The sequence below is a fragment of the Brevundimonas variabilis genome, from assembly GCF_014199945.1.
Taxonomy (GTDB): Bacteria; Pseudomonadota; Alphaproteobacteria; order Caulobacterales; family Caulobacteraceae; genus Brevundimonas; species Brevundimonas variabilis.
Genome location: NZ_JACHOR010000001.1, coordinates 74,229 through 95,066, shown reverse-complemented (window position 1 = coordinate 95,066; position 20,838 = coordinate 74,229). Strand labels below are relative to the sequence as shown.

At 66.0% G+C, this 20,838-nt stretch carries 18 protein-coding genes and 1 other RNA gene; 12 read left to right on the top strand and 7 right to left on the bottom strand.

Annotated elements, in window-relative coordinates; all coding sequences use genetic code 11:
• Positions 1 to 70: 70 nt before the first annotated feature.
• The 3 genes from GGR13_RS00420 to GGR13_RS16900 all read left to right on the top strand — a co-directional run bounded on the left by GGR13_RS00420 (position 71) and on the right by GGR13_RS16900 (position 2,234).
• Positions 71 to 1,153, top strand: a complete 1,083-nt coding sequence (locus GGR13_RS00420; RefSeq protein WP_183211494.1) for an NAD(P)-dependent alcohol dehydrogenase — start codon at positions 71 to 73, stop codon at positions 1,151 to 1,153.
• Between the two features lie 152 nt (positions 1,154 to 1,305).
• Complete coding sequence (locus GGR13_RS00415; RefSeq protein WP_183211493.1) at positions 1,306 to 1,839, top strand: DUF2239 family protein; 534 nt, start codon at positions 1,306 to 1,308, stop codon at positions 1,837 to 1,839.
• Positions 1,830 to 2,234: a GFA family protein gene (locus GGR13_RS16900; protein ID WP_183212242.1), complete on the top strand. Its 405-nt coding sequence runs from the start codon at positions 1,830 to 1,832 to the stop codon at positions 2,232 to 2,234. The genes GGR13_RS00415 and GGR13_RS16900 overlap by 10 nt, the downstream gene beginning before the upstream one ends.
• Positions 2,235 to 3,139: 905 nt before the next feature.
• Here GGR13_RS16900 and GGR13_RS00405 read toward each other — a convergent pair.
• A complete protein-coding gene (locus GGR13_RS00405; RefSeq protein WP_183211492.1) occupies positions 3,140 to 3,979 on the bottom strand; it encodes an outer membrane protein in 840 nt (279 codons plus the stop codon).
• 179 nt (positions 3,980 to 4,158) lie between these two features.
• On the opposite strand from GGR13_RS00405, the gene GGR13_RS00400 reads away from it, so the two are divergent.
• The 5 genes from GGR13_RS00400 to GGR13_RS00380 all read left to right on the top strand — a co-directional run bounded on the left by GGR13_RS00400 (position 4,159) and on the right by GGR13_RS00380 (position 9,133).
• Positions 4,159 to 4,668, top strand: coding sequence for a GAF domain-containing protein (locus tag GGR13_RS00400; protein ID WP_183211491.1), 510 nt, complete (start codon positions 4,159 to 4,161; stop codon positions 4,666 to 4,668).
• Positions 4,665 to 5,510, top strand: coding sequence for an aldolase/citrate lyase family protein (locus tag GGR13_RS00395; protein WP_183211490.1), 846 nt, complete (start codon positions 4,665 to 4,667; stop codon positions 5,508 to 5,510). The genes GGR13_RS00400 and GGR13_RS00395 overlap by 4 nt, the downstream gene beginning before the upstream one ends.
• Complete coding sequence (locus tag GGR13_RS00390; protein ID WP_183211489.1) at positions 5,507 to 7,540, top strand: capsular polysaccharide biosynthesis protein; 2,034 nt, start codon at positions 5,507 to 5,509, stop codon at positions 7,538 to 7,540. The genes GGR13_RS00395 and GGR13_RS00390 overlap by 4 nt, the downstream gene beginning before the upstream one ends.
• Before the next feature lie 29 nt (positions 7,541 to 7,569).
• On the top strand, positions 7,570 to 8,691 hold the full coding sequence (locus tag GGR13_RS00385; RefSeq protein ID WP_183211488.1) for a beta-ketoacyl-ACP synthase III: 1,122 nt from the start codon (positions 7,570 to 7,572) through the stop codon (positions 8,689 to 8,691).
• Positions 8,692 to 8,857: 166 nt separating this feature from the next.
• Positions 8,858 to 9,133 carry a hypothetical protein gene (locus GGR13_RS00380; RefSeq protein ID WP_183211487.1) on the top strand — a complete coding sequence of 92 codons (276 nt, stop codon included), beginning with the start codon at positions 8,858 to 8,860 and terminating at the stop codon, positions 9,131 to 9,133.
• 107 nt (positions 9,134 to 9,240) lie between these two features.
• On the opposite strand, the gene GGR13_RS00375 is transcribed toward GGR13_RS00380, so the two are convergent.
• From GGR13_RS00375 to panD, 3 genes are all read right to left on the bottom strand, one after another.
• Positions 9,241 to 9,771 (bottom strand): porin family protein, encoded by a 531-nt coding sequence (locus tag GGR13_RS00375; protein WP_183211486.1) that lies wholly within the window; start codon positions 9,769 to 9,771, stop codon positions 9,241 to 9,243.
• A gap of 169 nt (positions 9,772 to 9,940) precedes the next feature.
• A complete protein-coding gene (gene ppdK / locus GGR13_RS00370; RefSeq protein ID WP_183211485.1) occupies positions 9,941 to 12,631 on the bottom strand; it encodes a pyruvate, phosphate dikinase in 2,691 nt (896 codons plus the stop codon).
• Positions 12,632 to 12,773: 142 nt separating this feature from the next.
• Positions 12,774 to 13,130, bottom strand: a complete 357-nt coding sequence (gene panD / locus GGR13_RS00365; protein ID WP_183211484.1) for an aspartate 1-decarboxylase — start codon at positions 13,128 to 13,130, stop codon at positions 12,774 to 12,776.
• A gap of 184 nt (positions 13,131 to 13,314) precedes the next feature.
• Between panD and sppA the strand changes: the two genes are divergently transcribed.
• The 4 genes from sppA to rnpB all read left to right on the top strand — a co-directional run bounded on the left by sppA (position 13,315) and on the right by rnpB (position 16,748).
• The gene (gene sppA / locus GGR13_RS00360) at positions 13,315 to 15,093 is read left to right on the top strand and encodes a signal peptide peptidase SppA (protein WP_183211483.1); all 1,779 of its coding nucleotides are present in this window, start codon (positions 13,315 to 13,317) and stop codon (positions 15,091 to 15,093) included.
• A gap of 102 nt (positions 15,094 to 15,195) precedes the next feature.
• Positions 15,196 to 15,510, top strand: a complete 315-nt coding sequence (locus GGR13_RS00355) for a hypothetical protein (RefSeq protein ID WP_183211482.1) — start codon at positions 15,196 to 15,198, stop codon at positions 15,508 to 15,510.
• 7 nt (positions 15,511 to 15,517) lie between these two features.
• The gene (locus GGR13_RS00350) at positions 15,518 to 16,282 is read left to right on the top strand and encodes an N-acetylmuramoyl-L-alanine amidase (RefSeq protein WP_183211481.1); all 765 of its coding nucleotides are present in this window, start codon (positions 15,518 to 15,520) and stop codon (positions 16,280 to 16,282) included.
• An 87-nt stretch (positions 16,283 to 16,369) separates the two neighbouring features.
• Positions 16,370 to 16,748: RNase P RNA component class A (rnpB, locus tag GGR13_RS00345), an RNA gene on the top strand.
• 125 nt (positions 16,749 to 16,873) lie between these two features.
• Here rnpB and murG read toward each other — a convergent pair.
• Genes murG through murD form a run of 3 tightly spaced genes read right to left on the bottom strand, consistent with a single transcriptional unit; the run spans position 16,874 to position 20,671 of the window.
• The gene (gene murG / locus GGR13_RS00340; protein WP_183211480.1) at positions 16,874 to 17,956 is read right to left on the bottom strand and encodes an undecaprenyldiphospho-muramoylpentapeptide beta-N-acetylglucosaminyltransferase; all 1,083 of its coding nucleotides are present in this window, start codon (positions 17,954 to 17,956) and stop codon (positions 16,874 to 16,876) included.
• A 48-nt stretch (positions 17,957 to 18,004) separates the two neighbouring features.
• A complete protein-coding gene (gene ftsW, locus GGR13_RS00335) occupies positions 18,005 to 19,183 on the bottom strand; it encodes a putative lipid II flippase FtsW (RefSeq protein ID WP_183211479.1) in 1,179 nt (392 codons plus the stop codon).
• Between the two features lie 6 nt (positions 19,184 to 19,189).
• A complete protein-coding gene (murD, locus tag GGR13_RS00330; RefSeq protein WP_183211478.1) occupies positions 19,190 to 20,671 on the bottom strand; it encodes a UDP-N-acetylmuramoyl-L-alanine--D-glutamate ligase in 1,482 nt (493 codons plus the stop codon).
• Positions 20,672 to 20,838 lie beyond the last annotated feature (167 nt).

The window sequence follows — 20,838 nt, the reverse complement described above, 5'->3', positions numbered from 1 at the left end:
ATAGGCCTCGGCAGGCGGAACCCCCCGGGCGGCGGCGGGCTTTCATGGGCTCAGTCTGCAGGAGCGTCCCATGATCTCGTCCATCGCCTATGGTGCCAAGTCCGCCGCGTCCAAGCTGGAGCGGATGGAGATCGAGCGCGAAGAGCCAAAGGCCAACGAGGTGCAGATCGAGGTCCTGTATACGGGCGTCTGCCACTCCGACATCCATCAGGTGAAGAACGAGTGGAAGAACACTGTCTATCCGTGCGTGCCTGGCCATGAGGTTGTGGGCCGGATCGTGAAGGCCGTGGACGGCGGACGCTTCAAGGAAGGCGACATCGTCGGCGTTGGCTGCATGATCGACTCCTGCCGCGCCTGCGAGCCCTGCCAGAGCGGCGACCAGAACTATTGCGAGGGCCACAACAGCTGGCTGGCCACCTACAACGGTCCCATGAAACCCGCCGCCATGACCGATGACGGCGTCAACACCTACGGGCGGGACAACACCTTCGGCGGCTATTCCGACACGCTGGTCGTTGCCGAGGACTTCTGCCTGTCCATCCCGGAAACGCTCGACATCAAGGCGGCGGCACCGATCCTGTGCGCCGGTGTCACCGTCTATTCGCCGATGAAGCACTGGGACGTGAAGGCCGGCGACAGGGTGGGAGTCCTGGGGCTCGGCGGGCTGGGCCACATGGCGGTCAAGATCGCCAAGGCCCTGGGGGCCGAGGTCACCGTCTTCACATCCACACCGGAGAAGATCGACGAGGCGAAGAAGATCGGTGCCGACGCGGCCTATATCGAAACCGACAAGACGGCACTCGCGCCTCTGGCCTCCAGCTTTGACTTCATCATCTCGACAATCCCGGACAAGCACGAGGTCACGGCGATGCTGACGCTGCTGAAGCGTGACCGGATGCTGATCGTCGTGGGCAACCTGGATGTTCTAGACGGGGTCGACAACATGCAGATGGCCGGTCACCGCCAGGGGATCGCGGGTTCGCTGATCGGCAACCTGGCGGACACCCAGGAAGTCCTGGATCTGTGCGCCGAGCACGGTATCGCCCCCGAGATCGAACTGATCGACATCAAGGACGTCAACGAGACCTACACGAAGGTCGAGAATGGCGAGACCCGGTTCCGCTGTGTCATCGACATGAGCAGCCTGAATTGACCGGGGAGGGACGGTTGCGCTCCGCTATCTGAAGTGCCTGGGTTTCGTGAAGCGGCCCGTATAGGCCATTCAGCACGAGGAGCCGATAATTCTACCCGGGTAGATTGACATGGATTTTACCCGGGCGTAATGAGGTCGCGGAGATGGACATCATGTCGACTTTTACGGCCTTTCTGAATCACCGGCAGGTCGCAAGCGGACCTCGCGAGCGGATCGCGGAATACGTCCTGCGCCTCTCGCCACGCGAACAGGGATCCGTGCTGATCTTCGCGGACGAAACGGGGCGCGTTACCGACTTCGACTTCAGCTCGCCCGAAAGTGGGGCACCGCGCGGCGTAGGACGCCCCAAGCTCGGGGTTCAGGCGCGAGAAGTGACGCTTCTCCCGCGTCACTGGGAATGGCTCGGTCAACAGAGTGGCGGTGCGTCAGCGTCGCTGAGGCGGCTGGTGGACGAGGCCCGCGCGAAGGGACGGACACTGCGCGATCGACAGGACGCCGCCTACCGTTTCATGCAGGCGCTTTGCGGAGATATGGCCGGCTATGAGGAGGCCTTGAGGGCGGTTTATCGCTCGGATGCCTCTGGACTCTCCACACACATGCAGGACTGGCCCGAGGACGTGCAGGCCTATGTGCTGGGATTGCTCGCTGAAAGGTCTCCGGCCTCGGAAGGTCTGACCTGCCAATAGCCGCATGCCGATGTGGTGCCCTGAGTGCCCACTGTTCCGGCACGCCCATTCGCGTCTCGGTCTGTCACTGTTCTGCGTGTCAGCGCAGAACCGGTAGCGCCTTTTCTGCTCAGGCGCGCTTTCCGGCGGAGGCGGTACGGATCGACGGCGACTTCCGCACCTTCGAGAGAACAGCGGATAGCGGGCGCCGCGTCAGCTACCGGTTCTGTCCGACGTGCGGGACGAACGTGGCTTACGCGATCGATGCCTGGCCCGGGGTCCTGGCCATTCCCCTTGGGCTGTTAGCCGAAATGGCGCTGCCTGCACCGTCCTATTCGATCTACGAACACGGCATGCATTCGTGGGTGGCCATCACTTCGCCCGGAACCGAGCATCATCCCACGAGCGGGCTATAGTCCGCTCCCACGCGTAGCGGCGGTTCGGAATGTCCGTTTTCAGGCGGCAAGCCGCAGCTCAACTCGCCCATTCAGTTAACACGATCCCGTCGCCCTTGAGGTCGATTTCCGGGCACCCGGCGAAGTCGCCTTCGCAGGCCCGGGCAGATCAAAGACCCGCTTCAGAGGCCGCATTGACGCGTAAACGCTCCCCGTCACAGGTATAGCGGACAATGGACCCCATTGGCATCGCGAAGATATATTTGGATTGCCAGAGCGTTGGTGATCAAAGGCGCTTTCCGCAGTTAGCTTCAATGTTTGAGACCGCCAACACCAAATCGGACTGCGCTCGCCGAAGGCTGCGAAACTCTGACGTGCAATCATCCTTGCCTTGGCTTTCATTTAGGCAAGCGCTGAAGACGACCAACTGCGAGCGAACACCGCTAACGGTGTTGTTGTATCCGTCGATTGAAGAGGAACACTGCCTAACGTCCCGCTCTGCAGTCGCACCGCCACAGCATAGGAGAGCCGTGGCACCGATCATGAGGTTGCGCATCGTATCAGAGGCTCCGTGTATAGGATAATACGCATGCCATCGCTGCGTGTATGCCCGCAAGCCCGCCGCTCTCCTTTTGTGTGGCTGCTGACCTAAGAGATTTGCATTTGAGGCGTGTCCGCCTGCCACCCGTGGCGGACACTCAGCGTATCCGCTCAACGGTCGAATGACCGCCGGCCTTTTCCACCGTGTCGTCGGCAGTCCTCGGGAGCGGGCAGCGGCGGGTTCGGCGGCGTGATCGATACGGTCGTTGTGGAGGCCGACCTTCATCCGCGATTGCGCCTCCTCGGGAGCGACACACGACTTCAGCAATAAGGGCCCCGGCGACGTGCGCCGGGGCCCCTGTTTCCGTCGGAACGGATGCCGGTTTCTAGAAGCGCAGGGCGGCGGTCAGGCGGAACGAATGCAGTTCCAGGCTGTCGCCCGAGCGGCGCTGGTCCGTGCCGAGCGGGTTGCGCAGCAGGAAGGGGTTGGTCGCGGGTGCCGTGCCCGGGCCCGTGCGCACGATGTGCGCATCGACGTCCAGGTCGGTGTAGATGTATTCCAGACCCACGCTGATGTTGGACGCGACCTTGGTCTCGATGCCGCCGCCGACCTGGAAGCCTTCGGCCGTGTCGTCGCGCTTCATCGGATCGAAGCTGTTGGCCGTGTTGCTGCTCGAGAAGGTCGAGCTGACGTTGCCGCTGGCATAGCCGCCGGTGACGTAGGGCAGGAAGCGGCCCACGGCATAGCCGAGGCGCACACGGGCTGCGGCCAGGTAGTCGAGCTGCTGCTCGAAGCTGTAGTTGGCCGGGGTGGTGCTGAAGGCGCTGACGCTGTCTTCGCCTTCGGGACGGCCGAACTCGGCCAGGGCACCGATCACGAAATTGCCGGCCTGGAAGTCGTAGCCGACGCGGCCACCCAGCTCGCCACCGTCATCCTTGTCGTCCGAACAGCCGGCGCCGGCGTTGTTCGCGTTGGGCGAGCCGTCGCAGAAACCGGGGGAGAAGGCGTCCGGACCGGTCGTGGCGTTCATCGCGCGGACCGTATCGTCGAAATTGCCATCCAGATTGGTGTCGAACAGGACGCGCTCGTCATCCTGGCCCTGGATCTTGGAGTAGCCGGCGAAGCCGCCGGCATAGAAGCCTTGCCAGTCCTGTGCCGACGCGGCACCGGCACCGCCAAGGACGGCTGCGGCCACGGTCAGGGCCAGATAGGTACGTGTTTTCATGGTGGTTCTTTCCGGTTAAGTACGCTTACGGACGCGACGAACAGCAACTACGTGGCAAGGCGGCAAAGGATGCGCAGCCGTTGCCAATCAGACCTGAAACTGTTGCTGAATCGCCGCAGCGAGCGTTGGCGGATCGCCCGGATCGCGCCTATATCGCGGCACCGCATACGGAAATCGCCATGGCCTACGTTCCCCGCCCCGACCGTCCGACCGACAAGGCTGCGGCCTATGCCGAGGTCGAGGCCGAGATCCTGGCCGTGCTGGATGGAGAGCCAGACCGGGTCGCGCGGATGGCCACGGTGGCATCGATGCTGGCCGATGCGTTCGAGGCCTATTTCTGGACCGGCTTCTATGTCGTCGATGCATCAAGGGGCGATGAGCTCGTCGTCGGGCCCTATCAGGGGACCCTTGGCTGTCTTCGTATCCCGTTCGGACGCGGCGTCTGCGGGACAGCGGCGGCGACGCGGCAGACCCAGGTCGTCGAGGACGTCCATGCCTTTCCCGGCCATATCGCCTGCGACGGCCGGTCGGCCAGCGAGATCGTGGTGCCCGTGCTGGACAGCGCCGGAGATCTGATCGCTGTCTTCGATGTCGATGCCACGACGCCCGCCGCCTTCGATGCCGTGGATGCGGAGGCGCTGGAGCGCCTGCTGGGTCGGGTGTTCGCGAGCGGGGTTTCGGCGGCGTGAGCCGGCCTGTCCGCAGTGTCCTGTATCTGCCCGCGTCCAATGCCCGGGCGATCGAGAAGGCGCGCGGACTGGATTGCGATGTGGCGGTTCTGGATCTGGAGGACGCCGTCGCGCCGGAACTCAAGGCCTCGGCGCGCGCCGCAGCCGTGACCGCTGTGCGCGAGGGCGGGTTCGGGCCCCGGCTGGGCGTGCGGATCAATGCACTGGACACCGAGTGGGGGGCGGCAGACCTGGCGGCCCTGGGCGACAGCGGGGTCTCCCTGATCGTTGCGCCGAAGGTCGAGGGCGCCGCTACCGTCCATGCGATCGCCGCCCGGATGCGCGGCGCGACCGAGCTTTGGGCCATGATCGAAACGCCGGCAGCCGTGATCCGGATGGAGGCCATTGCCGGGGCCGGTGGGCCACTGAAGGGGCTGATGCTGGGGGTCAACGACCTGGCGACGGGGCTGGGGACCGGGCCGTCGGACGATCGCGAGCCGCTGAAGCCCTGGCTGGCGGCGACGGTGGCGGTGGCGCGGACCTGTGGGCTGCTGGCGCTGGACGGGGTCTACAACCGGATCGACGATCGTGTCGGGCTGGGGGCCGAGTGCCGTCAGGGGCGGCTGTACGGGTTTGACGGCAAGAGCCTGATCCATCCCTCCCAGATCGAGGTGGCAAACGCCGTCTTCGGCATCACCGAAGATGCGGCCCGTCAGGCCGAGGACATCGTCCGGGCCTTTGCCCATCCGGATGCCGAGGGACGCGGGGCGATCCGGCTGAACGGGGCCATGGTCGAGCGGCTGCATCTGGAAGCGGCAAGGGCTCTGCTGGCGCGATATGCGCTCGAACAGGGACTGCCGTGACCCGGACGGTGTCGTGGGTCTGTGCGCCGGGGGTCCTGAAGGTGCCCCATCTGGCGGCCTTTCTTCCCGAACATGATCTGCGCGCGCTGCCGGGATCAGAGGTCGAGGCCGTGATCGGCTGGGGGCTCAAGCCCACGGCGGCGACAGGGCGGCGGTGGGCGGCCCGTCACGGCAAACCGTATATCGCGCTCGAGGACGGCTTCCTGAGGTCGGTGGGTCTGGGGGAGGCGGGGGCGACTTCGCTGAGCGTCGTGGTCGACGACCTGGGCATCTATTACGACGCGACCCGGCCCTCGCGGCTGGAGCAGTGGATCGCGACGGCGCCGGACTGGTGCGATGCGGCGATGACCGGGCAGGCGCGGCGTCTGATCGACCGGATCGTGGCGACGGGGCTGTCCAAGACGAATATGGGCGGGCCGCTGGATGCGTCGGTGCTGAAGCCCGGGCGGCGGGTGCTGATCGTGGACCAGACCCACGGCGATGCCTCGATCCGGCATGGGCTGGCGATAGAACAGAGCTTCGACGCCATGATCGCGGCGGCGCGGCGGGACGAGCCGGAGGCGCAACTGATCGTCAAGCGCCATCCGGCGGTGGCCGCGGGGCGAAAGCAGGGCTGTATCACCGACCTGGCGGGCGTGACCCTGATCGACACCGATGTGCGGCCTGCCGATCTGCTGGCGGTGGTCGATGCGGTCTATGTGGTGACCAGTGCCCTTGGGTTCGAAGCCCTGTTGCGCGGGCTGCCGGTGCGGTGTTTCGGAGCCCCCTTCTATGCCGGCTGGGGGCTGACCACCGATGCGGTGGCGGTCGAGCGCCGGGGGCAGGCGCGGTCGATCGAACAGGTCGCTGGTGCCGCCCTGATCGCCTACAGCCGCTATGTCGATCCGGTGACGGGCCAGGCCTGCGACGCCGAGGCGGCGCTGGAGCGGCTGGTGCATCTGCGCGACCGGTCGGAGCGGCTGGGCGGCTTCTGGGGGGCGGCCGGATTTGCACCCGCCAAGCGGCCCCCGATCCGGCGATTGCTGAACAGCCCGAAAGGCGAGGTGCGGTATTTCTGGTTTGCCAGGAACGCCGCCCGTGCAGCCGCCGAAAAGGGCGGGCGACTGATCTGGTGGGCCGGCAAGGAGAGCGAGCCGATCCGGGTGGCGGCGGCGGATTTCCATGGCCCCACCGTGCGGATGGAGGACGGCTTTATCCGGTCGCGGGGGCTCGGCTCGGACTTCTTCGGGGCCCTGTCGGTCGCGCTGGATGATCAGGGGGTCTATTATGACGCGACCCGGCCGAGCCGGCTGGAGACCCTGATCGGGACGTCCAAGCTGGCCCCCGAGGCGCTGGCGCGGGCCGGGCGGCTGCGGTCGCGGATAGTCGAGGCCGGGCTGTCGAAATATAATCTGAAAGGCCAGCCCCCCGCAGGCTGGCCGACCGATCGCGAGCGACTGCTGGTCGTCGGACAGGTCGAGAACGACAAGTCGATCGCCCTGGGCTGCACCGACATCCGCACCAACTCGGGGCTGGTCGAGGCGGCGCGGCGGGACTTTCCGGACGCCTTCCTGATCTATCGCAACCATCCGGACGTGATGGCCGGCAACCGGCCGGGACGGCTGGATGCGGGGGCAATGCAGGCGGTCGATGCGGTCGCCGACGACCTGGACATCATCGACTGCCTGAATGCCTGCGACCGGCTGGCGACCCTGACGTCGCTGTCGGGGTTCGAGGCCCTGATGCGGGGCAAGGCGGTCACGACCTATGGCCGGCCCTTCTATGCCGGATGGGGGCTGACCGACGACCGGACCGGCCCGTTCGAGCGGCGCACGCGTCCCGCCAGCCTGGATGCCGTGGTCCACGGGGCGCTGATTGACTATCCGATCTATGTCATGCCGAACGGCTGGCCCTGCGAGGCCGAGGACCTGGTCGAGGCGCTGATCGCGGCGCGGGACACGCCCTTGCCCGCCGCGCCGCGCGGCCGGATCAACAGATGGTGGCGAGGCATGATGGCCAGTCTCGACCGGACGCCTCCACCGGCCTATTAGGTTCGTCCCCAGTCGAAACGGACCTCTTCGTGCCCCACGCCGTCATTGCTGCCACCGGACTGTTCACTCCCGATCAGTCGATCTCCAACGCCGAGCTGGTGGAGGCCTACAATGCCTGGGCCGAGCAGTGGAACGCCGATCACGCGGGGCAGATCGCCGAGGGCGATGTCGCCGCCCTGACGCCGTCGTCGGTCGAGTTCATCGAGAAGGCCTCGGGCATCAAGAGCCGGTTCGTCCTGGACAAGGCCGGGATCCTCGACCCCGCCCGGATGGCCCCGAACATCCCCGAGCGCAGCAACGACGACCTGTCGACCATGGCCGAGATGGCGGTGGCCGCCGCCCGTCAGGCCATCGCCGCCTGGGGCAAGGACGTCTCGGAGATCGGCGCGGTCCTGTGTGCCGCTTCGAACATGCCGCGGCCCTATCCGGCGCTGGCCATCGAGGTGCAGCAGGCGCTTGGGATCGAGGGCTTTGCGTTCGACATGAACGTCGCCTGTTCGTCGGCAACCTTCGGGATCAAGACGGCGGCGGACTTCGTCACCGGTGGCTCGGTCAAGGCCGTGCTGATGGTCAACCCCGAGGTCTGCTCGGCGCACCTGAACTTCAAGGACCGCGACAGCCATTTCATCTTTGGCGATGTCGCCACGGCCGTAATCGTCGAGTCCTCGGACACCGCCGGGCCGGGGGGCTGGGATGTGCTCGGGACGCGGCTGAAGACGGTGTTCTCGAACAATATCCGCAACAATTTCGGCTTCCTGAACAATGCGGCGCCCGACGGGATCGGGGCGGCTGACAAGCTGTTCGTCCAGCAGGGCCGCAAGGTGTTCAAGGACGTGGTGCCGATGGTGTCGGACATGATTGTCGATCATGCCGGTGACCTTGGGCTGGAAGCGACCGGCCTCAAGCGGCTTTGGCTCCACCAGGCCAATATCAACATGAATGCCATGATCGGCCGCAAGGTTCTGGGCCGCGACCCGTCGCCGGAAGAGAATGTCATCATTCTGGACGACTATGCCAACACTTCATCGGCCGGATCGATCATTGCCTTTCATCTGCACCAGCAGGGCCTGGGTGCAGGGGATACAGGGCTGATCTGCAGCTTTGGTGCAGGCTATTCTGCCGGAACGGTCTTCGTGAGGAAGCGTGCCTGACGGCCCGATGTGAGGAAGCGATGCCATGACGCCTCCGACATCGCGTTGTTTTGTTAACACTGTGTTTGGTTCCACGATTTAGTCTCGAACACTGATTTCACTTCGAGGGTTGCGCCAAGGCCTCAGTTTTGCGAGGCTTTGGCCGTCAAGAACAGTGAGCGATGGCATGGCTCAGACCCGTAATCCCTGGTCGGTTCGTAAAAACGATCCTCTGGAACAGTTGGCGCAGGACGTGGCGGCCGTGCTGAAGAGCATGGGCGGTTCGGCGCATCAGGCTGTCGTCGTCGATTGCGTGGCGGCACTGAAGCGCCAACGGGGTGAAAGCGTTGCCGGCGATCTGGCGGCGCGGATCGTCGAGGTGTTCGAACGCTATCGCGACCTCTTTTTCCGGCCATTCGGCGAAGGTTCGATGCGCTGGGCGCTGGCTCCCGGCGCGGCCTGATCCCCATCCGATCCGGAACGGAAAAACGGCGCGCTCCTCGCGGAGCGCGCCGTTTTCGTATCCGGTAGGCGGGACCGCCGAGCGGCCCCGCCTCCAGGTCAGACGTCCTAGAAGCGACGGACGTAGTTCACCGAATAGACGTCCACTTCGCCACCGTTGTCATCGGTGAAGTCGCGACGCGTCCAGTCCCCGCGCACGCCGTTCTGTGCGTCGAAGAAGTAGTTGGCACCCGCGCCGTAGTTGACGCTTTCGCCATCTTCGGTGTCGGATACGCCTGCGGCCGAGGCCTTGATCTGGGTCGTGCCATAGCCGACGCGGCCGAACAGTTCGAACTGCTCCGTCACCGGAAGATAGCCGACGGCATAGGCCGCGACGTCATACTCGTGCTCGATCTTCACCGGCACGCCGCCGAAGTCGAATTCGTCGTCGCGCACGCCGACCGAGACTTCACCCTCGGCACCAAAATTGGGATGCAGCCTGGCACCGGCCCGGCCCGTGATGGCGCCGAGGTCGCCGTCGGAGGCGTCCAGCTGGCTGTAGCCCAGCGTGCCGTAGTAGGTCGGTGACTGCACCGATTGCGCCATCGCGGGCGCTGCCAGCAAAGCAAGAGCAGCGGTCGTCAAAAGAATATTACGCATTGTTTCTTATACTCCTAGATGCGGTGACTGGATCAGTCACCGGCCCCATCCAGCAGCGTTCAAATGGGCAGGCCATGAGGCCGTTCCAAGGCCATGCGAATACATGGCCGCAACTGTGCACTTACAGGCACAGACGGCGTTAGCCCAAGTCGGGCGACTTTATGACAGTTTAGCGATCCTTCTCGCGGGCCGCGCCGCCACGCGAGACCAGAGCCGCCTGGGCTGCGGCCAGGCGTGCGATGGGAACGCGGTAGGGCGAGCAGCTGACGTAGTCCAGGCCGACGGTTTCGCAGAAGGCGATCGACGCAGGGTCGCCCCCATGCTCGCCGCAAATGCCCATCTTCATCTCGGGACGCACGGCGCCGCCCCGTTCGGCGGCGATGCGGATCAGGTCGCCCACGCCTTCCTGATCGAGGCGGACGAAGGGGTCCGTCTCGAAGATGCCCTTGTCCATATAGGCCTGGAGGAAGCGACCGGAGTCATCGCGCGAGATGCCGAAGGTGGTCTGGGTCAGGTCGTTGGTGCCGAAGCTGAAGAACTCGGCATGCTCGGCCAAGTCCCCGGCGCGCAGGGCGGCGCGGGGCAGTTCGATCATGGTGCCGACCAGATAGTCGACCCGGTCGCCGGCTTCTGCGAAGACGGCCTCGGCCGTCCGATCGGTGAGTTCGCGGAGATATTTCATCTCCAGACCCATGGCGACCAGCGGGTGCATGATCTCGGGGATGGGGGCCTCAGCGGCAGTCTTCTTGACCTGCAGGGCGGCCTCGATGATGGCACGGACCTGCATCTCGTAGATCTCGGGATAGGCGACGCCAAGGCGGCAGCCGCGGTGTCCGAGCATCGGGTTGGTCTCGTGCAGTTCCTTGGCCCGACGCTTCAGCTTTTCGGCATCCAGACCCGAGGTCGCGGCCAGGGCGTCGATGTCGGCCTCGTCGTGCGGGATGAACTCGTGCAGCGGCGGGTCGAGCAGGCGCACCGTCACCGGCAGGCCGGCCATGATGGTGAACAGTTCGACGAAGTCCGACTTCTGGAACGGGGCGATCTTGGCCAGCGCCGCGCGGCGACCGGCCTCGTCGTCGGCCAGGATCATCTCGCGCACGGCGGCGATGCGGGCCTCGTCGAAGAACATGTGTTCGGTGCGGCACAGGCCGATGCCTTCGGCCCCGAACCCGCGGGCGGTGCGGGCGTCCAGCGGGGTCTCGGCATTGGCGCGGACCTTGAGCCGGCGCACGGCATCGGCCCATGCCATCAGGGTCTGGAAGTCGCCAGTCAGCTCGGGCTCGATCATGGCCACGGCTCCGTCCAGAACCTCGCCCTTCGACCCGTCGATGGTGATGATTTCCCCGGCTTTGAAGGTCCGGCCGCGGGCGGTGAAGGTCTGGGCTTTTTCGGAGATATGGATCTCGCCGGCTCCGGACACGCAGGGGCGGCCCATGCCACGCGCCACGACGGCGGCGTGGCTGGTCATGCCGCCGCGCGCGGTGACGATGCCGCGTGCTGCATGCATGCCGTGGATATCCTCGGGCGAGGTCTCCTCGCGCACCAGGATGACCGCATCACCCAGCTGATTCAGGCGCTCGGCCTCATCGGCGTCGAAACAGATCTTGCCGGTAGCGGCACCGGGCGAGGCGGGCAGGCCGGCAGCGACGACACTCCGCGTCGCCGACGGGTCGAGGGTGGGATGCAGCAGCTGGTCCAGCGCAGAGGGCTCCACGCGGCTGATGGCTTCTTCCTGGGAGATCACGCCTTCGGCGGCGAGATCGACGGCGATCTTCAACGCGGACTTGGCGGTGCGCTTGCCGTTGCGGGTCTGCAGCATCCAGAGCCGGTCCTGTTCGACCGTGAACTCGATGTCCTGCATGTCGCAATAGTGGGTCTCGAGCTTGCCGACCACGTCGACGAACTGGGCGAACACCACCGGCATCGCCTCTTCCATCGACGGCGCGGTTTCGCCCATCTCCTCGCGCCCGGCGCGGGTCAGGGACTGCGGCGTGCGGATGCCGGCGACGACGTCCTCGCCCTGGGCATTGATCAGGAACTCGCCATACAGGCGGGCTTCGCCGGTCGAGGGGTTGCGGGTGAAGGCCACGCCCGTGGCCGAGGTCTCGCCCATGTTGCCGAAGACCATCGACTGGACATTGACCGCCGTGCCCCAGCTTTCGGGGATGTCGTGCATGCGGCGATAGAATTTGGCCCGGTCGTTCATCCAGCTGGCAAAGACCGCCGACATGGCGCCCCACAGCTGTTCGTGAGGGTCCTGGGGGAAGGGCGTGCCCAGCTCGCGCTCGACCACGGCCTTGTATTCGACGACGACCTTTTCCCAGTCCGCGGCGGCCAGGTCGGTGTCGACGGTGACGCCCAGACGATCCTTGTGATCGTCCAGGACCTCCTCGAAATCGTCGTGGGACAGGCCCAGGACGACGCTGGAATACATGGTGATGAAGCGGCGGTAGCTGTCGAAGGCAAAGCGACGGTCCCCCGACAGTGTTGCCAGGCCCTCGACCGTCTGATCGTTGAGGCCGAGGTTCAGCACCGTGTCCATCATGCCCGGCATGGAGGCGCGAGCCCCGGAGCGGACGCTGACCAGCAGGGGGTTGGAGGGATCACCGAACGTCTTGCCGACCACGCCCTCGACCCGGGCCAGACCGGCGGCGACCTGATCGCGCAGACCGTCGGGGTATTGCTGGCCGTTCGAATAGTAGTGGACGCAGGCATCTGTCGTGACGGTGAAGCCGGGCGGCACCGGGAGACCCAGAGACGACATCTCGGCAAGGTTCGCGCCCTTGCCCCCGAGAAGATTCTTCATCGACGCGTCGCCGTCGGCGGACCCTCCGCCGAAGCCGTACACCCACTGCGTCATGTATTCGTCCTGAGAAAGCCAGTTGGTCTTGAAGGCAGTGCGGCGGGTGGTCCCGCTCGCGATTGCGTACTGACTAACGCGCGTCGCCGAGAAAGGCGAGTGCGGTTGTTACAAGGCGTGATGGTCGAACGTGATAACGGGCCTAGGCGGCCTTCTTGACCGCGTTGCCCTCGTCCAGCAGCACGACGGTAGGCGACCACTGCCGGGCTTCCTCCTGCGGGAGCTGGCCGTAGGTCACGACGATGACCTTGTCATTCTTCTGCACCAGCCGAGCGGCAGCGCCGTTCACGCCAATGACCTTCGAGCCGCGCGGAGCCTCGATGGCGTAGGTCGTGAAGCGAGCGCCGTTGGTAATGTTCAGCACATCCACCTGTTCGTGCGGAAAAATTCCGGCTGCATCCAGCAGATCACCGTCAATCGCGATCGAGCCTTCATAGTCCAGATCGGCCTGGGTCACCGTGGCGCGGTGAAGCTTGGCCTTCATCAGGGTGACCAGCATGAGCCCGGTCCTTAAACACACGCGGGGCAATCGGCCCCCGCTCGCAGGGCGCTGATATAGGGATTTCTGTCGCAGCCTTCAATCGTATTGCTGCAGCTGCGAAAGCTCGGACGAGGTTGCGGCCGAACGTCCCTTACAGGGCCTTCATTTGACCGAGGCTTGCCGCGCCTTGTAGGGCGGGATCATGAAACAGTTCTTCATCACCGTGGCCGGGGTCTTTGCCGGCCTGATGCTGTTCTTCGTCGTGATCCCCTTTGTGCTGATCATGATCGTCGCGGCATCCGTCGGGTCCAAGCCGGTGACACCGTCCAATACGGTGCTGGAACTGGACCTGCGCGCGGGCCTCACCGACCAGACGCCGAGCAATCCGTTCGCGTCGTTCGGCGGCTCGGGCCTGTCCACCATCCAGATCGTCGACACCCTGGCTCAGGCGCAGGAGGACGATGCGGTCAAGGTGCTGCTGCTGCGCCTGCCGGAGGGCGGCATGACACCCGCCGCAGCCGACGAGATCCGCCAGGCGGTCCAGAGATTCAAGACTTTCAACAAGCGTGTGATCGCGCATTCCCAGGGCCTGAACCCGGTCGGTGCGGTCATCTCGACCTATATGGTCGGCGGGGCGGCCAGCGAACTCTGGATGCAGGGGACGGCACGGTTCGAGGCGACGGGCCTGTCCAGCGAGACGCTGTTCCTGGGCCGCGCCTTCGAACGCTTCGGCGTCGATCCCGAGTTCGAGCAGCGCTACGAGTTCAAGAACGCCGTCAACCAGTACACCCAGAGCGACTATACGGCCGCCCACCGTGAGGCGGCGACGGCGTGGATGCTTTCGGTGCACGACAGTGCCGTCGGAAACATCGCACGCGATCGACGGATCCAGCCCGCAGTGCTGAAGACGACGCTGGAGGCGGGGCCCTATTCGGCCCAGCAGGCCCTCTCGCTGAAGCTGATCGACAAGATCGGCGAGGTCGAACAGGCCGAAGCCGAGGCGAAGCGACTGGCAGGCGACAACGCCGAGATCGTGTCGTTCAGCGACTATGCCTCGACCAAGGGAGAGCGGAACGGCTCCGGCAGCGGCGCCATCGCCATCGTCGGCGGGGAGGGCGCTATCCTGACCGGAGCCGGGGACACGGGCTTCGGTTCAGGGGCTGCCATCGCGTCCGATGCGACGGCCGAAGCCCTTTATGATGCCATCGAGGACGATGGCGTTAAGGCCATCGTGTTCCGCGTCTCCTCGCCGGGCGGGTCCCCGACAGCTTCGGAGCAGATCCTGGCGGCCGTGCGGGCAGCCAAGGCTGCGGGCAAGCCGGTCGTGGTGTCGATGGGCGATTATGCAGCCTCGGGCGGTTACTGGATCAGTTCGGAAGCGGACTGGATCGTGGCCCAGCCGTCGACCATCACCGGTTCGATCGGCGTGTTCGGCGGGAAATTCGTCCTGTCGGATGCGCTGGGCAGGTTCGGGGTCGACATGCGCGAGATCTCGGTGGGCGGGGAGTTCGCCAATGCCTATTCGCCCGTCGAGCCCTTTACGCCGGAACAGCGGGCGACCTTTGCGGCATCGATGGACCAGACCTACGAGGAGTTCGTCACCCGTGTCGCCCGGGGCCGCAAGCTGCCGGTCGAGCGGGTCCGCGAGATCGCGCGTGGGCGTGTCTGGACCGGGGCCCAGGCAAGGGGACTGGGGCTGGTCGACCAGCTGGGCGGGCTGAACGAGGCCGTGAACAAGGCCAAGGCCCTCGCCGAGATCCCTGCCGATACCAGCGTGCGCTTCAAGCGCTATCCTGCGCCGCAGAACCCGTTCGAGGCCCTGTCGGATATCTTCGGGGTTTCCAGCGAGGCCGCGCGGGCCCTGGTCATGGTCGGCGGCGTCATGAGCGATCCGCAGGCCCAGTCCGTCATGCGCCAGGTGCAGGCCGAGCGGATGCGCGGACAGGGCGCGACGGTCCTGGCCGACCAGCCCCTGCGATAAGGGCCATCACGCCCCTGTGACGCTGCCGTACATTGACGGTTCATGCTTATGGACCGACATTGGACATTGTGCGTTCGTCATGGACGCCTTGAAGGATGATCGATGACCAACGACCGCTTCGCCCCTATCGGCCATCAGGGTCGCCGGCCACAGGGCCTGCTCGCACCCCTCATGTGGCTTGGCGGGATGATTGCGACGGCCGTGGCGCTGACCGTCGGTGCCGTCCTGGCCGTGTTCACGGCAGCGGCTGTGGCGTTCATCGCCCTGTTTGCCGGCGTTCTGGTGTTCTTTGCGGGTCTGGCCATGCGGGCTCGCGGGACGGTCTCGGTCAAGGCACAGCGCGACGGCGACGTGATCGAGGCCCGCAAGGTCGGCAACACCTGGGTCACCTATGGCTGGGAGCGGCCGGGTCGCTGACTGCGGCATGAGCCTGATCCTCACCGAGGCACCGTCGCCGAACTTCGATTCCCGGCGTAGCCCGCCCGATCTGATTCTGCTGCACTACACCGGAATGCAGACCGGCGAGGCCGCAGTTGCGCGCCTGCGTGATCCGGCCGCCAAGGTGTCCAGCCACTATGTCGTGGACGAGGACGGATCGATCCTGCGTCTGGTACCGGAAGAGCGGCGGGCCTGGCATGCAGGTCTCAGCTTCTGGCGCGGCGAGACCGACATCAATGCCGTCTCGATCGGCATCGAGATCGTCAATCCGGGCCATGAGTTCGGATATCGAGATTTCCCCGATTCGCAGATCGCCTCGGTCATCGCGCTGATCGACGATATCCGGATGCGCTGGTCGGTGACCGATGCGCGGATCCTCGGTCATTCCGATGTGGCTCCAACCCGCAAGACCGATCCCGGCGAGCGGTTTCCGTGGAAGCGGCTGGCGGAGCATCGCCAGGGACTGTGGTTCGAGCCGGCGCAGGAGCGGATCGCAGCGCTGGGACCACCGCTGGGGATCGGGGATCACGGCCTGGGGGTACATGTGCTGCAGGCCGGGCTTCACCGGCTGGGCTATGAGCCGCAACCGACGGGCCAGTATGACGAGACCACCCGCATCACCGTCGAAGCCTTCCAGCGCCACTGGCGGCCGTCGAAGGTCGACGGCATCGCGGATGGCGAGACGCGGGCGACGCTGATGGGGGTGCTGCAACTGGCAACGGTCGAGAGCGTGACCGGGGTCCTCAACTAGGGCCACGTGCCGTTCCGGAAGGCTTCGAAACTTCCCTTGCGCATCTCCGCGTTGACGCCGGCCTGTCAAACGCGCATCACGCCCGCGCCAGACGGTCGGACGGTCGCGGCGGGGGTTATGCTCCTGTCGAGGAAAGTCCGGGCTCCACGGTGAAAAGGCGGCGGGTAACGCCCGCCCGGGGTGACCCGAGGGATAGCGCCACAGAAAGCAAACCTCCCGCGTCTCGACGCGGGGAAGGGTGAAAGGGTGGGGTAAGAGCCCACCGCGTCTCTGGTAACAGCGACGGCATGGCAAGCCCCGCCTGGAGCAAGACCGAATAGGGACGTCGCGCGGGGCTCGCTCCGCAGGGTTCACCGCCCGAGGCGTCCGGGTAGGTCGCGAGAACCGTCCAGCAATGGGCGGTCCAGAGGAATGATCGTCACCGTCTTCGGGCGGACAGAACCCGGCTTACAGACCGTCTGGCATTTTATCTGTGGCTATCGCCCTTCGGGCTGCTTGAGCCAGGTTTTTTGTGGCTATCGCCCTTCGGGCTGCTTGAGCCAGGTTTTTTGTGGCTACCGCCCTTCTGGCTTCTTCAGCCGCAGTGTTGCGTTACCGCGCCGTGGCTTCGACGAGGTCGGCGAGGCGCTGGGTGGCGTCGGGGATGGCGACGGAGCGTGCGGCGCGGCTCATGGCGGGCAGGCGGGCCGGATCATTCAGGATCGTCGCCAGGACATCGCGCAGACGGTCGACGGTCAGGGCATTTTCCAGGATGACTTCGGCCGCGCCGACGTCGGTCAGCAGTTTTGCATTCAGCCGCTGATGGTCGTCGGTGGCGATCTTCAGCGGGATCAGGATCGACGGCATGGATGCGACGGCGAGTTCGGCGCAGGTCGAGGCTCCGGCCCGTCCGATGACCAGATGCGCCGCCGACAGACGCTCGGCCATGTCGCTGAAGAAGGGCGCGACCTCGGCAGTGATCCCGGCCTCGCGATAGATGGCCTCGGCCGCTGCGAGAGTCTCGGGCCGGGACTGCTGCTGGACCTGCAGCCGCGCCCGCAGGTCGACGGGCAGGGCCGCAAGCGCGCGGGGCGCGGTCTCGGACAGGATGCGGGCCCCCTGGCTGCCGCCCGTGACCAGCACCCGGATCGGCCCGCCATTGGGCGAGGCATAGACACGGTCGAACAGGGCCCGGATATCGGCCCGCACCGGGGCGCCGACGACCTTGGTCCCGGCCTTCACCGCGGCTGATGCGTGCGCCAGCGTGGGGAAGGATGAGGCGACAGCCCGGACCCGGCTGCTGAGCATGCGGTTGGTGCGACCGAGGACCGCGTTCTGCTCATGGATGACGGTCGGGCGGCCCTGGAGCAGGGCCGCGACCAGGGCCGGAGCCGACGGGTAGCCGCCGAATCCGACGACGACGTCCGCCTTCAGCCGGTTGAAGGCCGAGCCCGCCTGCTGCACGCCTTTCAGGATCGTCAGGCCGGCCTTCAGCAGGGCGACCGGTCCCGAGCCGGTCGCGGCGTCCAGCGCCAGCCGCTCTTCGGCCGGAAAGGCCTGGGCATACTGTTCGCCTCGACGGTCCGTCGCCAGCACGACGCGCCAGCCGCGCGCAGTCATCTCCCGGGCCAGGGCCTCGGCCGGGAACATGTGACCGCCGGTTCCACCGGCGGCGACGACACAAAGCTTCTTCATGGAGGCTGTTTGCCCGATGCGGGCAAGTGTTTCTACCGCAAGAGGTGGTTACCGCAGTATCCGTCGCTGGGGCAGACTGGCTCCGGGCTCATAGGCCCCAGGGCGTCGGCGGGTCAGGGCGAGGGCAAATCCCATCGTCAGACCCATCGCCACCATGGACGACCCGCCATAGCTGATGAAGGGCAGGGTCATGCCCTTGGTCGGGATCAGGTTCAGGTTCACCGCCACATTGATACAGGCCTGAAGCCCGATCAGCATGAACAGCCCGGCGGCTGCCGTTTGTTCGAAAGGGTCGTTCAGCTTCATGGCCCGGCTCATGCCGCGGATAACGATGAAGGCATACAGGCCGATCAGGATCAGGCTGAGGACCAGGCCGAACTCCTCGGCCCCGACGGAATAGATGAAGTCGGTGTGCAGGTCGGGGACCGAACGTTTCATGACGCCCTCGCCGACACCGCGCCCGACCAGACCGCCGGCGCGGATGGCTTCGGAGGCGCGGTCGATCTGATGGGTATCCTCGGCGCCCGGCGACAGGAATTTGGCGACGCGCGACTGCACGTGATCGAACAGGAAATAGATCGAGGTGACCCCCGCGACCACCAGACCGGCCAGGACGGCCATCCATTTCAGCGGCACGCCCGCCATGAAGAAGACGGCCATGAAGGTGGTGGTGATCAACAGGGTCTGGCCGATGTCCGGCTGGATCACCAGCAGGGCGACGCTGAGCAGATAGGCGGCAAAGGCGATCGAGACCCCCGGCACGCCCTGACCCTTCTGTCCCTCCGCAAACATCCAGGCAGCGAAGACGATCAGGCCGGGCTTGGCGAATTCCGAGGGCTGGAGGCTGAAGGGTCCGAGATTGATCCAGCGCGCCGCCCCCTTCACCTCGTCGCCGATGAAGGGAAGCAGGGCCATGACACCGATCGCTCCGACGAGGGCCAGCAGGGCGATCCGGCGGACCCCCCGGGGCGACAGCAGCGACGCCACCAGCATGGTCGTGACACCCACGCTCGCGAAGGCGATCATCCGCCAGGAGTAATGGAACGGGTCGCTGATCGACTCATCGGCAAGGATGGCCGCCGGTGACGAGGCGAAGCTGAGGGCCACGCCAAGGCCGACGAGCGCCAGCGCCGCGCCCAGCAGGCCGCGATCGACCGTCCAGAACCACTGGGCGATGGCTCCCTGGTCGTTGCGGGAGAAGGGATGGCTGTAGGTGGGCGCGGTCATGATTCGCTAACCATCCTGACGGGCAGATATGGCTCCGAGGTTAAGAACGGCAGCGCGGAAGGCCTCGCCCCGGGCCTCGAAGTCCGGATACTGGTCGAAACTGGCGCAGGCCGGCGACAACAGAACCACGGCGTCGCCGCCGGTCGACATGGCATCGGCCCCCGCTGCCTGGACGGCGGCTTCCATCGTGCCGCAGACGACGTGGGGCGTGGTGCCGAGAGCAGCGGCAAAATCCGGGGCTGCTTCTCCGATCAGATAGGCGCGGGTCACGCGCGGAAACAGGTCGGCCAGTTCGGCAATGCCGCCGTCCTTGGCCCGGCCGCCCGCGATCCAGAAGCTGGTCGGATAGCTCATCAGGGCCTGTCGCGCCGCATCGGCGTTGGTGGCCTTGGAGTCGTTGACGAACCGGACGGGGCCGAGATGGCCCACGGTCTCCATCCGGTGCGCCAGGCCGGGGAAGGTCATCAGACCCTCGACGGCAGGCTGGTGAGCGATGCCAACGGCGCGCGCAGCGGCATAGGCGAAGGCCGCGTTCTGGGCATTGTGCCGGCCGGGCAGGGAGCGGGCCCGGGTCAGGTCCGCGATGGCCACCCCATCCGCCACCAGCCGCCCGCCCGTGGCATCGACGATGATGAACCGGCCCTGGTCGAAGGCTGGAAACTGATCCGGTCGGGTCTGCTCCAGATCGTCAGCCGGCACGCCGCCGGTCGGATCGATGTATTCAGGCGGGGTGCGGGTCGTGATGGTGCTGATGCGCAGTCCCCTCGCGTTCAGCTTATTGACCGCCTGCCAGCCCCAGTCGTCATCGACGCCGATCAGGGCCAGTCGCTGGGGCTCCATCCGGGCGAACAGCCGCATCTTGGCCGCGACATAACCCTCCATGTCGCCGTGACGGTCCAGATGGTCGGGGCTGATATTGGTCAGGATGGCGACGTCGGGCGCGAAGCTTGTCGTCAGGTCCAGCTGATAGCTCGACACCTCGATCACATAGACGGCTCCAGCCGTCGGCTCCGGCAGGGCCAGGACGCCGATGCCGATATTGCCGCCGATGTGGACCTTCAGGCCCGCCTGTTTCAGCACCCAGCCGATCAGGGCGGTGGTCGTGGACTTGCCGTTGGTGCCGGTGATGGCGATGACGGCCGGTCGAGCCTCCGTGGGCAGGGCCTCGAGTGCGCGGGCGAACAGTTCCACATCGCCGAGGACCGGCACATTGGCTTCGCGTGCACGGTCCACCGTCCAGTGCGGACGGGGGTGAGTCAGGGGTGCGCCGGGCGAAAGGACGAGGGCGGCAAAGTCCGACCAGTCCGCGACGGTCAGGTCCTCGACCAGGAACCCCTCGGCCTCGGCCTGCATGCGGCCCGAGACGCCGTCGTCCCAGAGTACGGGGCGAGCCCCGCCAGCCTTCAGCGCACGCGCCGCCGTGATGCCCGATCGGCCAAGCCCGAACACCGCAACCCGCTTGCCCTCAAAGCCGGGGACGGGGATCATCCCAATTCACCGCTCATCCCGGCGAAAGCCGGGACCCAGTGCTTTGTGACAATGGATGCACGACCAGAGGTCGTCCGTTGATCTCGTTCAACCTGCTCTAGTGAAAGCACTGGGTCCCGGGTTGCGCCGGGATGAGCGGAAGGAAAAAGAGATTTCAAGGGAAGGGA

What these genes read in the sequence shown, in the direction of transcription:
- GGR13_RS00405 (WP_183211492.1), bottom strand. Translation starts at nt 3,979, where the DNA reads ATGAAAACACGTACCTATCTGGCCCTGACCGTGGCCGCAGCCGTCCTT.
- ftsW (WP_183211479.1), bottom strand. Translation starts at nt 19,183, where the DNA reads ATGACCGCGCCCACCTACAGCCATCCCTTCTCCCGCAACGACCAGGGA.
- murG (WP_183211480.1), bottom strand. Translation starts at nt 17,956, where the DNA reads ATGAAGAAGCTTTGTGTCGTCGCCGCCGGTGGAACCGGCGGTCACATG.
- murD (WP_183211478.1), bottom strand. Translation starts at nt 20,671, where the DNA reads ATGATCCCCGTCCCCGGCTTTGAGGGCAAGCGGGTTGCGGTGTTCGGG.
- GGR13_RS00400 (WP_183211491.1), top strand. Translation starts at nt 4,159, where the DNA reads ATGGCCTACGTTCCCCGCCCCGACCGTCCGACCGACAAGGCTGCGGCC.
- GGR13_RS00355 (WP_183211482.1), top strand. Translation starts at nt 15,196, where the DNA reads ATGACCAACGACCGCTTCGCCCCTATCGGCCATCAGGGTCGCCGGCCA.
- sppA (WP_183211483.1), top strand. Translation starts at nt 13,315, where the DNA reads ATGAAACAGTTCTTCATCACCGTGGCCGGGGTCTTTGCCGGCCTGATG.
- panD (WP_183211484.1), bottom strand. Translation starts at nt 13,130, where the DNA reads ATGCTGGTCACCCTGATGAAGGCCAAGCTTCACCGCGCCACGGTGACC.
- GGR13_RS00380 (WP_183211487.1), top strand. Translation starts at nt 8,858, where the DNA reads ATGGCTCAGACCCGTAATCCCTGGTCGGTTCGTAAAAACGATCCTCTG.
- GGR13_RS00350 (WP_183211481.1), top strand. Translation starts at nt 15,518, where the DNA reads ATGAGCCTGATCCTCACCGAGGCACCGTCGCCGAACTTCGATTCCCGG.
- GGR13_RS00420 (WP_183211494.1), top strand. Translation starts at nt 71, where the DNA reads ATGATCTCGTCCATCGCCTATGGTGCCAAGTCCGCCGCGTCCAAGCTG.
- GGR13_RS00415 (WP_183211493.1), top strand. Translation starts at nt 1,306, where the DNA reads ATGTCGACTTTTACGGCCTTTCTGAATCACCGGCAGGTCGCAAGCGGA.
- ppdK (WP_183211485.1), bottom strand. Translation starts at nt 12,631, where the DNA reads ATGACGCAGTGGGTGTACGGCTTCGGCGGAGGGTCCGCCGACGGCGAC.
- GGR13_RS00375 (WP_183211486.1), bottom strand. Translation starts at nt 9,771, where the DNA reads ATGCGTAATATTCTTTTGACGACCGCTGCTCTTGCTTTGCTGGCAGCG.